General features: G+C 63.7%; 12 protein-coding genes and 1 pseudogene. 6 read left to right on the forward strand and 7 right to left on the reverse strand.

The window, feature by feature from the left end; genetic code table 11:
• Positions 1 to 71: 71 nt before the first annotated feature.
• The 5 genes from RN01_RS13570 to RN01_RS13590 all read right to left on the reverse strand — a co-directional run bounded on the left by RN01_RS13570 (position 72) and on the right by RN01_RS13590 (position 7,208).
• Positions 72 to 1,472 carry an argininosuccinate lyase gene (locus RN01_RS13570; protein ID WP_369799852.1) on the reverse strand — a complete coding sequence of 467 codons (1,401 nt, stop codon included), beginning with the start codon at positions 1,470 to 1,472 and terminating at the stop codon, positions 72 to 74.
• Positions 1,473 to 1,884: 412 nt separating this feature from the next.
• Positions 1,885 to 3,567, reverse strand: coding sequence for an amidohydrolase (locus RN01_RS13575; RefSeq protein ID WP_017514859.1), 1,683 nt, complete (start codon positions 3,565 to 3,567; stop codon positions 1,885 to 1,887).
• A gap of 307 nt (positions 3,568 to 3,874) precedes the next feature.
• Complete coding sequence (locus RN01_RS13580) at positions 3,875 to 5,413, reverse strand: DHA2 family efflux MFS transporter permease subunit (protein WP_024569721.1); 1,539 nt, start codon at positions 5,411 to 5,413, stop codon at positions 3,875 to 3,877.
• Positions 5,414 to 5,508: 95 nt separating this feature from the next.
• Positions 5,509 to 6,651 (reverse strand): HlyD family secretion protein, encoded by a 1,143-nt coding sequence (locus RN01_RS13585; RefSeq protein WP_017515277.1) that lies wholly within the window; start codon positions 6,649 to 6,651, stop codon positions 5,509 to 5,511.
• A gap of 23 nt (positions 6,652 to 6,674) precedes the next feature.
• Positions 6,675 to 7,208 carry a helix-turn-helix domain-containing protein gene (locus RN01_RS13590; protein WP_024569722.1) on the reverse strand — a complete coding sequence of 178 codons (534 nt, stop codon included), beginning with the start codon at positions 7,206 to 7,208 and terminating at the stop codon, positions 6,675 to 6,677.
• 122 nt (positions 7,209 to 7,330) lie between these two features.
• On the opposite strand from RN01_RS13590, the gene RN01_RS13595 reads away from it, so the two are divergent.
• A complete protein-coding gene (locus RN01_RS13595) occupies positions 7,331 to 8,818 on the forward strand; it encodes an efflux transporter outer membrane subunit (RefSeq protein WP_024569723.1) in 1,488 nt (495 codons plus the stop codon).
• 154 nt (positions 8,819 to 8,972) lie between these two features.
• On the forward strand, positions 8,973 to 10,109 hold the full coding sequence (locus RN01_RS13600) for a Fic family protein (protein WP_024569724.1): 1,137 nt from the start codon (positions 8,973 to 8,975) through the stop codon (positions 10,107 to 10,109).
• 35 nt (positions 10,110 to 10,144) lie between these two features.
• Here the strand turns inward: RN01_RS13600 and RN01_RS13605 are convergent, their stop codons facing one another.
• Entirely contained in the window at positions 10,145 to 11,164 is a 1,020-nt protein-coding gene (locus RN01_RS13605) for a LacI family DNA-binding transcriptional regulator (RefSeq protein ID WP_017515240.1), read from the reverse strand.
• A gap of 107 nt (positions 11,165 to 11,271) precedes the next feature.
• Between RN01_RS13605 and RN01_RS13610 the strand changes: the two genes are divergently transcribed.
• From RN01_RS13610 to RN01_RS13625, 4 genes are all read left to right on the forward strand, one after another.
• Positions 11,272 to 12,129 (forward strand): SDR family NAD(P)-dependent oxidoreductase, encoded by an 858-nt coding sequence (locus RN01_RS13610; protein ID WP_024569725.1) that lies wholly within the window; start codon positions 11,272 to 11,274, stop codon positions 12,127 to 12,129.
• 10 nt (positions 12,130 to 12,139) lie between these two features.
• Positions 12,140 to 13,195 carry a tripartite tricarboxylate transporter substrate binding protein gene (locus RN01_RS13615; protein WP_051069122.1) on the forward strand — a complete coding sequence of 352 codons (1,056 nt, stop codon included), beginning with the start codon at positions 12,140 to 12,142 and terminating at the stop codon, positions 13,193 to 13,195.
• Positions 13,196 to 13,213: 18 nt separating this feature from the next.
• Entirely contained in the window at positions 13,214 to 13,747 is a 534-nt protein-coding gene (locus RN01_RS13620) for a carboxymuconolactone decarboxylase family protein (protein ID WP_024569726.1), read from the forward strand.
• Between the two features lie 173 nt (positions 13,748 to 13,920).
• Positions 13,921 to 14,319 (forward strand): hypothetical protein, encoded by a 399-nt coding sequence (locus tag RN01_RS13625; RefSeq protein WP_024569727.1) that lies wholly within the window; start codon positions 13,921 to 13,923, stop codon positions 14,317 to 14,319.
• A gap of 1,006 nt (positions 14,320 to 15,325) precedes the next feature.
• Here the strand turns inward: RN01_RS13625 and RN01_RS34615 are convergent.
• Positions 15,326 to 15,527, reverse strand: a pseudogene (locus tag RN01_RS34615) (hypothetical protein); the annotation flags it as partial.

The following is a 15,527-nucleotide window of genomic DNA, read 5'->3' on the forward strand; positions in this document are numbered from 1 at the left end:
TTTCCTGCCCGCTGATCGCGTCACTACAGGGTGGAGCAAGCTTGGCAGGTTCGGCTATGCCTTAGCGTGCTTTATTTTCCGTTTTCTGAGACGACCCCCAGTTGTCCCTCGGACGCCTTCAGCATGCGTTCCATCTCTGCTGGCTGCGGTCCGCCCACCGTGACGCGATGTTTGACGATGGCCACCGGATCGAGCGCCGCGTGAAACTCCGCCTCGCTCATTGGAAACTCCCCACCACCGTAGTCGCGCACGGCTTCGGCATAGATGCGCTTCGCCTCGGCATAGGGGAAGGCGCTTGGCTTGATGTCGTGCGCCTTCGCATAGTCCACCAGGTTCGACGCAAAGTGATGGCCGACGCGGAACGGCAGCTTGTACTTGCGCATCAATTCGTCGGCCAGTTCCTGCGATGCCGTCCAGTCGCTGTCCAGTTCATCCAGCGCGCGCGGCCGATCGATCACCAGGGCCGTCATGATGCGGTCCAGCCCCTTCAATGTCGTGATCGCGCTCTGCACCATCTGGCCATTGGTAACGGCATCCTTGGCATCGGACATGCCCGGCGGCAGGTTGTGCGCACGGATCACCGGCCCCATGGCCAACGTAATCGCTGTGGAGGCCTTCTCGCGCGTGGAATTGAGCAGCCCCGGATTGCGCTTCTGCGGCATCGCACTTGATACATAGGTATTGCCGCCGCCCTCCTGCAGCAGGATCCAGGGGCGCGGCTGCGCATACTGCGTCATCACATCTTCGATGAAGCTCCCGGTGTGCAGGGCGATGCTGGTCACGATCGAGCCAACTTCCACCGGCAAGTCCACGGCGCTGATCTGCGACGCATCATAGGCGTTATCCACCAGCGCGGAGAATCCGAGGTAGCTCGCCATCCGCGTGCGGTTCAGCGGCCAGCCCGTGCCGTTCAGCACCGTCGTTCCCATCGGCGAGCGATCGATGCGCTGATAGGCTTCCCGCAGGCGCTGGGCATCGCGTTCCAGACCCGCATTGATGCCGAGCAGGTAGTGGCCATAACTGTTGGGCTGCGCAGCAACGCCGTTCGTGTAGTTCGGCACGATGGTATCGGCATGCTGCCGTGCCAGCTTGACGATGGTGGTGGAGGTCTTGTTGAGCTGGTCGGCCAGCGACAAGACTTCGTCGCGCAACATCGCCGCGCGCACCGTGGCAAGCATGTCCTGGCTCGAGCGGCCGGCATGGATCAGCGTGACTTCCTGACCTGCGGCCTGAATCATCAGCGGCTCGAAAGTAATCACCGTCGACGGTCGTTGGCCGCCGGGCTTGTCGCCATTGGCCAGCACCGTGGCAATGCCGCCCGCCACGCGCGGCGCCAGCGAGCGATCCAGCAATCCTTCGTCGGTATTGATGACTGTCGACGCCTTGTTGATCTCCCCTAGCCAGAAAAAGGCATCGTGGTTAGCGCCGCCCGCCGCGAATGCGGCTTGGGGGCCGACCGACATCATCAGCATGGCTAGCGCGGTCAGCCTGGCCAGTGATTTGACTCGGCTGTGCAGTCGGGGGGTAGGCATGTAGTCTCCAGAGGTGTTTGCTTGTTCGGACAGGATTCCGGATTTTAGGGGGGAATCGCCGAGTTGTGGCACACGTGACATTCTGCCTGTGGTGCGCATTGCTGCTGTGCTTCGTGACAAGCAGCCAACGCCGGATGTATCGAAATGGTGTTTCCATGCTCGATCTCATGGCCAGGGACGCCGGGGGCCTTGCAGCGTCGGGCGACGGGCTTGGTGTGCTGCGACATGGGCGTGCCGTGCGCACCGCCGTTCGACGTTTAAGAGGCAAAGAAAAAAGCCCGCTTTCGTGAAGAGAGCGGGCTTTTTTCCATACAACGGCTATCACGCCATCACGGCGCAATCATGACTCGGTTCAGCGCTGCGCCGACTGCTCGCCTTTCGCGTACACGCGTTCGCCGGCCACCCACGTTTCCAGTACCTGGATCTTCCAGATATCGGTCGGGGCTACCTTGAACAGGTCGCGGTCCACCACGATGAAGTCGGCCCACTTGCCGGTCTCCAGCGAACCCAGCGTCTTTTCCTGATGCTCGGCATAGGCGGCGTCCAGCGTGAACGCGCGGAATGCCTGCGGCAGGGTCATTGCTTCCTCGGGGTGCCAGCCGTGGATCGGTCGGCCTTCATGGTCGGTACGCGTCACCGCCGCGTGCAGACCGTAGAACGGGTTGGCCGATTCCACCGGGAAATCCGAGCCGCCGGCAATCACGGTGCCTTGCTTCAGGAAGGTCTGCCAGGCATAGGCGCCCTTGATGCGTTCCTTGCCGATACGGTCTTCCGCCATGTTCATGTCGCTGGTGGCGTGCGTCGGCTGCATCGACGCGATCAGGTCCAGCTTCTTGAAGCGCGGAATATCAGGCAGCGAGACCACCTGCGCGTGTTCGATCCGATTGCGCAGATCGCGGCCGCCCACTTCCTTGTAGGCCACTTCCATGGCGTCGAGCACCTGGTGATTGGTCTTGTCGCCGATGGCGTGCACATTGACCTGGTAACCAGCCTTGAGGGCGGTCTTCACGGCGGTCTGCATCGCGGCATCGCTCATGAACAGCAGGCCGCTATGGGCGTGGTCGTCGGTGTAGGGCTCCATCAGCGCGGCGCCACGGCTGCCCAGCGCGCCATCGCCGTAGAGCTTCACGGCACGCAGGTAATAGCGGTCATTACCGTAGCCGATCAGCGGCCCCTTGGCGGAAAGGGCCTTGAAGTCGTCGCCCGTATCACGAATCATCCCGTAGATGCGGGTGTTCAGCTTGCCCTGGTCGGCGAACTCGCGATAGATGCGGTCGTCGGCCACGGTCACGCCGGCATCGCCCACGGCGGTCAGGCCCAGCGCGTTCATGTGCACGACGGCGGCGGCCAGCGCGGCACGGCGATCGTTGTCGGTGTAGGGCGGAATCACATCGTTGACCAGCGCCATGGCCTTGTCGACCAGCACGCCGGTCGGGTTGCCGTCCGCGTCGCGCTCGATACGGCCACCGGCCGGGTCCTTGGTGTCACGCGTGATGCCGGCCGCCTGCATGGCCTTGGTGTTCAGCCACGCGGCATGGCCATCCACCCGAACCAGTCGCACCGGGCGGTCCGACACCGCGGCATCGAGCTCGGCGGCGGTCGGGAAGCGGCCCAGCTTCCAGTTCACCTGATTCCAGCCGTAGCCGAGCAGCCACTGGCGTTGGGGGTTCTTCTGACCGTAGGCACGGATCAGGCCTTGCGCTTCCTGCAGGTCGCGCGTGCCGGAGAGCGAAATCTCGGTCGTCTTGAAGCCCAGGCGGAACACGTGACCGTGGGCGTCGATCAGGCCCGGCAGCAACGTCTTGCCCTGACCGTCGATACGCTTGGCATCGGGGTATTTCGCGCGCAGGGCGGCGGCGTCACCGGTGGCCACCACCTTGCCCTGGTCGAACACGAGACCGCTGAACTGCACGATCTGATCGTGCTGCAGCGTGTAGCCCTGCACGGACTCCACCAGCGTCGGGGCTGCGTGGGCGTGCATCATGGTCATGGCGGCTGCCAACGCTACCAGACTGGTACGGATGACTTTCTTCAAGAATCTCTCCTTCTCGTTGTGCTTTGTTTTTTAGTGTTCTGGCCGGCGATGGTGAGACCGGCCCACCTTCTTTGTATGTACTTGACCGGACATTGCAGACATTGGTCTGGCCCAAATCGGACGGCGCACGGGTAGTACAGTGCGCCGCATCATAAGAGAAAAAAGAAGGGGGCGAAAGGCGGGGAAATGCCGAATCAGAGGCGTTTGGCGTGACCGTTACCAATGGACGTTCGATAGTCGCTCAATAGAAGCTCGATAGAGGCTCAATGGACGGTCGATGGGCGGTCACTCGACATTTCGCCGGCGTTCAATGGGCATCCGCAGACGGCGCGCTCGGCGGCGCAACCTTTCGCATTAGCACGACCATTGGAACCGCGATGACAAAACACACAAAGATCGCGAGGAACGCATCGGCGTATGTCAGCGTGTGGGCCTCGCGCATCGTCAGCGCCCAGAGTTGCTTCAGGGCGGCCGCATTGCCATCACTGATCTCGTTGTTCATCGTCACCGCGTGCGTGGTTGCCTCGTTGAGGAAAGCGGCCATGGACTCGTTGCGGATGTTCAGATGTTCCGCCAGACGCAGGAAGTGCAGGTTGGTCCGGTCGTTGAGGATCGTCGCGCAGGCGGCAATGCCGATGGCCCCGCCCAGGTTGCGCATCAGGTTGAACAGTCCGGATGCCAGCTTGAGCCGTGCCGGCGGTAAGCCGCCAAGCGTCAGCGTAACGGTGGGTGCCACGGCAAACTGCTGCGCCATACCCCGCAACGCCTGTGGAAACAGCAGTTCCGCGCCGCCCCAGTCGTGCGTGATTGGCGCGAAATTCCACATCGATAGCGCAAACAGGGCGAGGCCGAACATCAGCAGCCAGCGTAGATCCACGCGGTTCGCCAGGTAGGCATAGAACGGTATCGATAGCACCTGGAACAGGCCCGTCGAGAAGATCGCCAGCCCGATCTGCAGGGCGCTGAAGCCGCGTACCTGACCCAGGAACAACGGTGTCAGATAGATCGTCGCGAAAATTCCGATGCCGACCACGAACGAGAAGAAACATCCGAGCGCGAAGTTGATGTCCTTCAGCGCGCGTAGGTCTACCACGGGGTTCTTGTACGTGAGCGAACGCCACAGGAAACCGATGCCAGCCAGCCCCGAGATCCAGGCCGTGGTCAGGATCGTCCGGTCGCCCAGCCAGTCCCAGCGGGGGCCTTCCTCCAGGGTGTACTCGAGACAGCCAAGAAACAGCGCCATCAGTACGATGCCGAGGTAGTCCGCCCCCTTGAGCAGCGACCAGTCGGGCTCGTCGATCTTGACCAGCGCCGGCACCGCGATCGTCACGAAGATCCCCGGCACCAGGTTGATGAAAAACAGCCAGTGCCACGAAAAATTGTCGGTGATCCAGCCGCCGATGGTTGGGCCAAGGGTGGGGGCCAGTGACGCCAGGCCACCGATGATCGCGGCGGCGGCCACGCGCTGACGTCCCTGGAAGAACGCGAAGACGGTGGTGAAAACCATCGGGATCATCGATCCGCCCAGAAAGCCCTGCGCCGCGCGGAAGGCGATCATGCTCTGGATATTCCACGCGATGCCGCAGAGCAGGCTGGTAGCCGTGAACCCTGCGGCTGATGCGGCAAACAGCCAGCGCGTGGACATGACGCGCGCGAGCCAGCCGGACAACGGGATGACGATGATCTCGGCGATCAGGTAGGCGGTCTGGACCCACACCGTCTCGTCCGCGCCAGCGGACAGCCCACCACCAATATCGCGCAGCGACGCGGAGACGATCTGGATGTCCAGCAGGGCGATAAACATGCCCACGCACATCGAGGCAAAGGCGAATACCCGCGCTCCCATCGGCAGTTCGCCGGGCGAGTGTATCGGGGAGACGGGTGGCGCTACGGGTGGAACCGATGACGCCTGCGCGGCGGAAGGCGTGCTGACGTCGGCGCTCATGACTTGCTCGCTGCCGTGTCTGCCGTCACCACCTTTGCGGCCTTCGTATCGACTTCGGCCACCACCGACAGGCCCGGGCGCAGGGTGCCGAGCCTGGCATCTTCGTCATCCAGCACGATCCGCACCGGCACGCGCTGCACGATCTTCGTGAAGTTGCCGGTGGCGTTCTCCGGAGGCAGCACGCTGAACTGCGCGCCCGTGGCCGGTGCCAGGCTTTCGACGCGGCCGTGGAATACCTTGCCGGGCATCACGTCGGCCACGATCGTGGCACGCATGCCGGGCCGCATATGGGCAAGCTGGCCCTCCTTGAAATTGGCATCGACCCAGAGTCCGCGTGCCGGCACGATCGACAGCAACTGTCCGCCGTTAGGCGCGTAGACGCCGACGCGCGCGCGGCGGTTGCCCACGGTGCCGTCGACTGGCGCGCGAAGTTCGGTGTAGCCAAGATTGAGTCGGGCGATGTCGCGCTCGGCAATCGCCTGGGTCAGCGATGCCTGCGCCTGCTGCCTTTGCGTGGCGATCACATCGAGCTGGCGCAGGGCGGCTTCCGCGCTGGCCTTCGCCTTCTGGCCGTTGGCGACCGATTGCTTGTAGTCGGCATCGGCCTTCTGAGAGCTTTGGATCGAGACCGCCGATTTCTCGACCAGACTGGCGTAGCGGGCCTGGTCGTCCCGCGCCCGCTTGGTTTCCGCATCCACCGCCGCCACACCGGCGCGGGCCTCGGCGATCACCGCCTGCTGCAGTTTTCCCCGTGCATCGAGATTGGCGATCTGCGCCTGCTCGGACGCGACCGCGCCCTCCGCCTTGGCCAGCGCGGCGCGATAGTCGCGGTCGTCGATGCGTGCCAGCAGATCTCCCGCGTGCACTTGCTGATTGTCGGTCACCAGAACCTCCGCGACATAGCCCGGCACCTTCGCGGCAATCAGCGTCACGTCACCGCCTACGTAGGCGTCGTCGGTCTCTTCGGTGAAGCGGGATTCGGTCCACCAGTGATAGCCGTATCCCGCGGCTGCCACGACGAGCAAGGCGCCCGCGCCACGTATCAGCAACGCCCGCCGGCTGGTCCTGAGCCTGGCCGGGGCTGCCGTGGAAGGAGCGGCCTCGGCGGGGGCGCGGCTCGCGGTGGTGGTGCTTGTCATGACTGTGCTCCGTGGTTCCATGGTTAGCACGCGCCCATCGCGGGCGCGGTGGTATTCGAATCGGATTGCTGATGCTGGGCGGCGCGTTCCAGACGCGCGCGCAGGCCCGGACCCGCGGCGGGGCCCGGTGCGAGGTAGTGATCGGATGCGGTGATGGGGGTGCCGGTGGCCGTATCCACCAGAGCGAATTCCACCGGACGGCCGGTGCGGCGATCCATGAGACGTACCAGTTCGCCCTCCTGCGAGAAGTGGCGGCTCCCCCATGCCAGCAGGGCCAGCAGCACAGGACGGAAATCGCGCCCGAGATCGGTCAGCAGGTATTCGTCGCGGGGCGGATGGGCGCTGTACTGGCGCCGGGTCAGCAGCCCGTCGTCCACCAGACTGTTCAGTCGTCGCGTCAGCATGTTCGGCGCGATGCCAAGCACTTTCTGGAACTCGTCGAAGCGGGTCGTGCCGTAGAACGCCTCACGCAGGATCAGGAAGGTCCACGGGTCTCCGACACGTTCGATGCCACGTGCCATCGGGCAGGGCGCATTGCGATGTGACTTTCTGAACATGGCAGTCCGTCCTCGAAAAAAGACGTTGCTATCAATATGAAAGTTAGTCTAGGCTAGTAACTATCATCATGCAAGAAACGGTTTCGAGAACCGCTGCATGAGACCTGACGAAAGGAATCGAGATGGCATCGAAAGCACTTCCCGGCACCCATGCCCAAGGACTGGTTCAACATACCGCGCGCGCCGTGGCCCTGGCCGCCGCCACACTCGCTGCACTGGGCATGGCCGCCTGCGCGGTCGGCCCTGACTACCGCACGCCGGATAGCGAGATGCCGACGCAGTACCAGCACGCCGCCGACGTGGCAGCGATCAACGACGCGCGCGAACCGGTGGCGCTGGATACGTGGTGGGCCGGCTTCCAGGACCCGGTGCTGACAAAGATCGTCGAGCGGGCCCTTGAACAGAATCTCGACATGGCGGCGTCGATTGCCCGCGTGGCGCAGGCCCGTGCCGCCGCCAACTTCGCCGGGGCCGAGTTGCTTCCGCAAGGCAATGCCTATGGCGACGTGACCAAGCTGCATCAATCCGTACAAAGCCCGCTGGGCAAGATCGGCAGCGCATTCCCCGGATATGACCGCAACCAGACGCTCTATTCGGTGGGCGCTGCGGCCACGTGGGAAATCGACATCGCTGGCGGGCTGCGGCGCGGTGCCGAGGCGGCCAATGCCGAACTGCAGGCGGCAGAGGCGAACCATATGGGCGTTCGGATTCTCGTGGCAGCGGAGGCGGCGGACGCCTACTTCCGTGTGCGAGGTGCGCAGGCCCGCATCGCCATCGCGCAGCAACAGGTCGAGACCAACCAGCGACTGCTTGATCTCGTGCGTTTGCGGTTGGCCGATGGCATCGGGGCGGAGCGCGAGCAGGCGCAGGCCGAGGCCCAACTCTCGCAGACGCGCGTCACGATTCCGCCGCTGCAGATCGAACTGGAAACGCAGCTCAATCGCCTCGACGTCCTGATGGGCGCGCAACCGGGCACCTACGCAGCCGAGTTGCGCGATTCGAAGCACGAAACGCAGGCGGTGCCACAAGTCGCCTTGGCACAGGGCCCGGCAAACCTGCTGGAACGTCGCCCGGACGTCATTGCCGCCGAACGCAGGCTTGCGGCGTCGAGTGCGCGCATTGGCGTGGCCACGGCGGAGTACTACCCGAAGGTTTCGCTATCGGCATTGCTTGGATTCGAAAGCCTGTCCGCCGGCAAGCTGTTCACCGCGCAGGCCTTCCAGCCTGCGGCGGCGGCTGGGCTGCGCTGGCGGCTGTTCGATTTCGGCCGGGTCAATGCGGAGGTCGCGCAGGCCAAGGGCGCCAATGCCGAAGCGTTGGCCACCTATCGCAAGTCGATGCTGCAGGCCACCGAGGACGTCGAGAACGCATTGATCTCGCTGGCGCAGCTCGAATCGCAAAACCGCGAACTCGCCGTAGAGATCCGTGCGCATGAGCGTGCGCGAAACGCATCCGAGGATGCCTACAAGGGCGGGGTGGTCAGCCTCTATGAAGTGCTGGACGAAGACCGGCAATTGCTGGCTGCACGCGACCAGCAGGCAAGGGTGCAGGCGGATAATGCGCGGGCGGCGGTGTCGGCGTTCCGGGCGCTGGGAGGTGGATGGTCTTGAGCCCTGGGATGTGCCTTGGCTTCATGCTAAAAAGCGGATCAATAGACATTTTGATGCCTCATCCAGACGATTTGCGGGGAATGTCGGCAATATTCACCGCGACTTGTGCGGCGAATATCTTGTCCATGCGGCGAATGCCGGCCATAATCCCCGCATGAATCGCGGCGAATACACCTATATCTGGCAAGCCCTCGACTGGCCCAACTGGCGCTACGACCTCGGCGCGCTAGCCTCGCAGATGGCCGAGGTTAGTCGCGCCCAAGGCATGTTGATGGGGAGACTGGCAGACCTCGGCATGGGGCTGCGGGACCAGGCGTGCCTGGCGGCGCTGACCGACGACGTAGTCAAGACCAGTGAAATCGAGGGCGAGCATCTCAGCGTGCATTCGGTGCGCTCGTCCATCGCGCGACGGCTCGGTGTTGAAATCGGCGCGCTGGCGCCCGTCGATCGACATGTCGATGGCGTCGTCGAAATGGTGCTGGACGCCACCACCAACAGCCAGGCGCCGGTGACCCAGGCGCGACTGTTCGGCTGGCACGCGGCGCTGTTTCCAACCGGCTATTCGGGCCTGTCGCGGATCAACGTCGCCCACTGGCGCGACGACTCGGCGGGGCCCATGCAGGTGGTTTCCGGCCCGATCGGCCGACAGCGCGTGCATTTCGAAGCGCCGCCCGCCGAACGTCTGCCAGCGGAGACGGACCGTTTCCTGGCGTGGATCAACGCCGCGTCTGGCGAAGCCCCGTTGATCCGCGCGGGCCTTGCTCACCTGTGGTTCGTGACACTGCACCCGTTCGACGATGGCAATGGCCGTATCGCGCGCGCCATCGGCGATCTGATGCTGGCGCGGGCCGACGGCAGCACGCAACGCTTCTACAGCCTGTCGGCCCAGATCCAGCGCGAACGCAACGCGTACTACGACATCCTCGAACGGACGCAGAAGGACGCGATGGACGTCACGCCGTGGTTGTCATGGTTCCTTGAAACGTTGCACCGCGCGGTGGATCAAGCGCAGGTCACGCTCGACGACGTCCTGGCCAAGTCACGCTTCTGGCAGCACTGGGGCACGCAGGCGCTCAACGCCCGGCAGATCAAGGTGTTGAACCGGTTGCTGGACGGATTCGACGGCAAGCTCACGAGCAGCAAATGGGCGGCCATCGCCAAATGCTCCAGCGATACCGCGCTGCGGGACCTTAACGATCTGGTCGAGCGGGGGATGCTGCGCAAGGCGGCGGCGGGCGGCCGAAGCACCAGCTACGAGTTGAACGACGTGGCGGGCGACGGCAATCGCTGAATTCGCGGACTGCCGTACCGGGCGTCCTGGGGACGCTACCGCCCCGGACGCACCGGCGCGCACGATTCGCCCAACATAAGATCCATCGGTATCACCACGCGCCGCGCCTCGCCAGCGTAGTGGCCTTCGAGCCGGTCGAGCATCAGGTTCGCCGCGGTCTCTGCCGAAAGCGCTGTGTTGAAGCGGAGCATCGTCGGGGGCGGATACATCAGTTCGAGCGTTTCCGGCGTGCCAAGCGCGATGACGGACAGATCGTGCGGCACTTCAAGCCCGGCCTTGCGCGCCTCATAGAGCGCCCCTGAAAGCAGACGCGTGCCCAGCGCGATCACCGCCGTCGGCGGTTGCTTCAGCGCCAGCATCTGCTTCATCGCGGCGCGGGAGGAGTCCATCGAGGGCAGGGTGCACACCAGCGCGGGATCGAATGCAAGCCCGGCCTCGGCCAGTCCTTCCTGATAGCCGAGCAGCTTCTCGCGGCCCGGACGGATGCTTTCCTTTGGCCCGAAGAACGCAATGCGCCGATGGCCGAGTTGCTTCAGGTAGCGCACCGCCAGGCTCAGTCCGGTTCGATGGTCGATCAGCACGCAATCCCTGGGCGATGCCGTTTCGCGATCCATGATGACGATCGGCAGGTCCGCCTTGGCGAACAGGTCTTCGGCCGGGTCCGAACTCTCCATGCTCAGTGACGCGATGATGCCCTCAAGCCGGCGCGTCTCGAACAGTTCGACCAGCAGGCGGTCGCGGTGGTGCTGGTTCCGCGTGGTGCCGATAAGCATCGAATAGCCCGCGGCGTGCATGTGCTGCTCGACTTCGCTGAAATGGGCCGCCAGTAGCGGATTGCTGATATCGGTCGTCAGATAGCCGACCGTTCGACTGCGCCCGGTACGCAGATGGCGCGCGGCGAAGCTCGGCTCATAGTCGAGTGCTTTCACCGCGGCCAGCACGCGGCTGCGCAGTTCCTGGCTCGCATAGCCGTTGCCGTTCAGGACGCGCGACACACTGCCGACCGATACCCCCGCCGCCTGCGCCACATCGCGCACCGAAGCCTTTCCCGTCATGGTCTTCCCTAATGAAAACGTTCCACAGTTGGACGCCGATTTCCTTGCTGGGTAAATTAATACCACACGGAAAACGATTCCACATCTGGAACTACAACGGAGACAACATGACCGCGACACGCCCGATCCATCCGGAAGTGCAATGTTTTGACGAGGCGCTGGGACAAACCCCGCCCGCTGGCGGTCGACTGGCGGGGCGTCGCATTCTCGTCGTCGGGGCCGGACAGCGCGTCATCGATGATCCGGACCCGCCCGTCGGCAACGGCCGCGCGATCTCGCTGCTGTTTGCGCGTGAAGGCGCCACGCTGACCTGCGTCGATATTTCCGAACCCGCCGTGGCGGAGACCTGCAGGCAGGTGAAGGACCTGGGGGCGACCGTCTTTGCCGAAGTGGCCGATGTCGAGCGCGCCGAGACCATCGCGCCGCTGGTCGAGCGCGCGGCTCGTCAGATGGGAGGCCTCGACGGCCTGGTCATGGTGGTGGGCATCTCCAGCGCCTTGCCGATCGATAAGCAGGACGCCAACACGTGGGACCGCGAGTACGCCGTCAACGTGCGCAGCAACATGCTGTTCGCGCAGCAGGCCATGCGCCATATGGATCCGGGCAGTTCCATCGTGCTGATGTCCTCGCTGGCTGCCTTGCGCAACAGCAGCGGCAACCCGGCCTATGAGTCGTCGAAGGCCGCCCAGGTGGCGCTGGCGCGTTCCATTGCGATGGCCGGGCAGAAGCAGGGCATCCGCTGCAACAGCCTGTTGCCGGGACTCATGGATACGCCGATGGGCCGTGCCGCCACCGCGCGACGGCCCGCGCGCGTCGGTGGGGCGCTGCCGTTCGGCCGGCAGGGCACCGGCTGGGAGGTGGCGTATGCGTGCCTGTTCCTGATGTCGCACGAATCGTCGTACGTCAACGCGCACGCGTTGCAGGTGGACGGCGGACTGGCCGCCGGTGTGGCCCTGACGGCCTGAGGAGCGCTGCATGGATGCATCTCTTGTTCATGCGCGGCCGCGCCGGTTGCGCGCGTTACGACCATTACGCCCACTACGCCCGTTGCCTGCCCTGTTGCCGACGGCCTTGTCCATCGCGACGGTATGCCTGGCAGCCGTGACGCCCGTACCGGGCCAGGCGGCTTCGGACTATCCGAGCCGGCCCATCAAGCTGGTGCTCGGCTTTCCGCCCGGTGGCAGTACCGATGTGGGCGCCCGGCGGGTGGCTGACCAACTCGGCAAACGGCTCGGCCAGCCGGTGGTGGTGGAGAATCGTCCGGGCGCGTCGGGCAATATCGCGGCCGCCTATGTCGCCAAGACGCCGCCGGATGGCTACACGCTGTTCTACGGCACCAACACCACGCACGCGATGAACGTCAGCCTGTATCCGAAACTGGGCTACGACCCGGTGAAGGATTTCGTCCCGATCGTGCTGATGGGCAAGGTCTGGAACGTGCTGAGCGTGAATCCGTCGTACAAGGCCACCTCGCTGGCCGAGCTGATCGCGATGGCCAAGGCCGCGCCGGGACAGATCGACGTTGCGACACCGGGAAACTCGACCAGTCCGCATATGTCGCTCGTGCTGTTGGAGTCCAGGGCGGGCATCAAGATCACGCATGTGCCGTACAAGGGCAGCGCCGCGGCGCTGAACGACGTGATGGGCGGCCAGACGTCCGTGCTCTTCGACAACTTGCCCGCCTCGCTGCCCTATATCAAGGCAGGCAAGCTGCGCGCGCTGGCGGTTTCGTCGCCCAAACGGCTGTCCGTCCTGCCTGACGTTCCGACCTTCGACGAACTCGGCATCAAGGGCTACGAAGTTGCAGGGTGGGGCGCGCTGTGGGCGCCGGCCGGGACACCGCAGGCCATCGTGGACCGGCTCAATCGCGAGACCAATGCAGTCCTGAAGGATCCCACCATGATCGCGCAAATGGAGGCGCTGGCATCTGACCCTCAGGGCGGTACGGCGAAGTCGCTGGCAGCCTTTGCCGCAACCGAAACGCAGCGCTGGGGCGAGGTCATCCGCTCCGCCGGACTCAAACTCGACTAGACAACGCAGGAGACAATCATGGCAAGACTTCCATACTTCGATCTGGAACAGGCATCGCCGACGTACAAGAAGATGATCGGCGCGCGTCCGCCGCTGAACCTCTACAGGATGCTGCCCCATGGCGGCGCCGTGGGGGAGGGATTCCTGGCGCTCGGTGGCGCGATCCTGCGCGAATCGGAACTGGACCCCACCTTGCGCGAACTGGTGATCCTGCGTGTTGGGGCGCTATCGGGGGCATCCTATGAAATCCATCAGCATCGGCGCGTTGCCCGAAAGGCAGGGGTGCCTGAGAACAAGATCGAAAGCGTGCTCGACCACGGCGCCGCCGAGCCTGACCCGAACGTGTTCACCGACCTCGAAAGCCGGCTGATCCGCTTCACTGATGCGGTCGTCCGGGACGTCAAGGCACCGGCCCCGCTATACGAGGCCGTCGCATCGCTGCTGTCCAACAAGCAGCTGATTGAGGTGCTGATGACGATCGGCTTCTATATGCTGGTCAGCCGCTTCCTGGAGAACCTCGAAATCGATATCGAGAATCCACCTGTGGTCTGACGGCTGACGCCCGCGTGTTTTTTCCAGTAGGGGCCCCGGGACGCGGTTGTGCCAAGACAACGAGGTCTGTACGATGCCGGCACCATGGCTGGCACGGCGGGCGAAAGCACGCTCGCCGCCCGGCCCGACTTCGGACCACCCACGCCCGCGGGGCGGGCGCCTCAGGAAAACACATGCAAAAAACCCGGGTTCTGCTGATTGCCGCCTTGGCGGCCCCTTTGCTTGCAGCCTGCGCGGGCGGCGGTAACACCCCCGATTACATCCAGTCGCAAGAACCCAAGCGCATTCACTCGAATGCCAGCGTAGGCGACCTGGTCCAGTGCCTGAAGAGCAAGCTGCAGGAAGAAGCGACCATCGTCCCCTATGCGGAACCGGGCAAGGTCGATATCCGCATCGGCCACGCGTCCGCCTCCGAGATGCGCTACTTCTACCTGATCTACCTCCGCGCCGCCGCCCAGGGCTCGGACGTGGAAATCCGCAGCGCGGGCGAGTGGCACCCGATCCTGCGACAAGGCCGTATCGAAGGTATCGTGGAAGACTGCAAGCCCGGCGCCGCCAGCGCGCGCGGGTAATCCCAGGCCATCGGCCAAATCACCATGTCGTACCGATTCGCCCGGGCGTTACGTAACACGTAACACCGGCGCGGCGGCGACGTTCGCCACCAACGGCCTTGCACCGACCGTCTGAAACGCCCGTAAGTCATTGAAACGATTGATTTTCAAGGTGTTAGACCGAGCGAATCCGACGAGGGCGCATTGAGCCGTGCCAGGGCTGGCACGCGGGTTGCGAATATGGAAGCGTCAAGGCTCACGCCAAGGCTCAAGCAGTGGAGCCCCAGGCAGATCCCCGACCTACCACCCCAGGCTGATACCTGCACAGCCTGGGGTCTTTTTTTGGGGGGAGGGGGGGATGGCTGGGTTTGGCCAGGCTGCGACGTTCCGCGGGCTCGCGTGTACGTCCGCTGCACAATGGCAAATGGACCTTCAGCGGCCAATGTCTTGCGCCTGTACGGTTTCGGCGACCGTACAGGATCTGGTTGAGTGGAGGAGTATTCATCACCGATAGCGAACTGTTGATGAGAGGGTGCCGTTCCGCATCTGCGAGGTTCGACTTGATGGTGCTGGCAGGCTCAGCGAGTTTAAAAACATACTCACGGCCTTCGTGAATCCAGGTTTCCTGAGGGCTCTTTCCGCTGGTCAACCGGCCGCGGATTTTGATATGTTTGTTCGAGGGATCCGGGATCTTGAAGTGCCTCATCGCTGCGGAAAAGCTAGGGAACCGCTCCCCGTTGCATAGAACGGCATAGCGTTCAAGGCGTTTTCTGCGTACCTCCAGATCTTCCCAAGATTTGGCAACACCGTCTGACGGTTTCGAACTATTCATATATAGCTTGGGAGAAAAGGCCCGGCCCACTCGTGCAGGACAAGCCGATGTATCGGCTCCGGTTGTTTGGACACGCCTTTGCAGGTCAGGCAGCCAGCTTCATCAGCTATTACTGACAGACCTCGATTCGAAGCCCAACAACTCAAGACGTCAGTCGCAATCGAAACGATCCTTGCCAGTAGGGCTTAGGAAAATTTAGTTGCAGTAGACTTGGTTGCCAATTTGCTGGCACGTGCGGCCGTTGGAGAAGTAGGTCTGGTTTCCGATCTGCTGCGCTGTGGTGCCATTCGAATAGTAGGTCTGAGCTTGCCCCCGCAAAACGAATCCCTTGCTGAGGTTAAACTGAAGCAAGGAGAGATGTGATGACAAGCAAGACAAAGCGGGCGCAGTACACGCT

Source organism: Cupriavidus sp. SHE, from assembly GCF_000812445.1.
Classification (GTDB): domain Bacteria; phylum Pseudomonadota; class Gammaproteobacteria; order Burkholderiales; family Burkholderiaceae; genus Cupriavidus; species Cupriavidus metallidurans.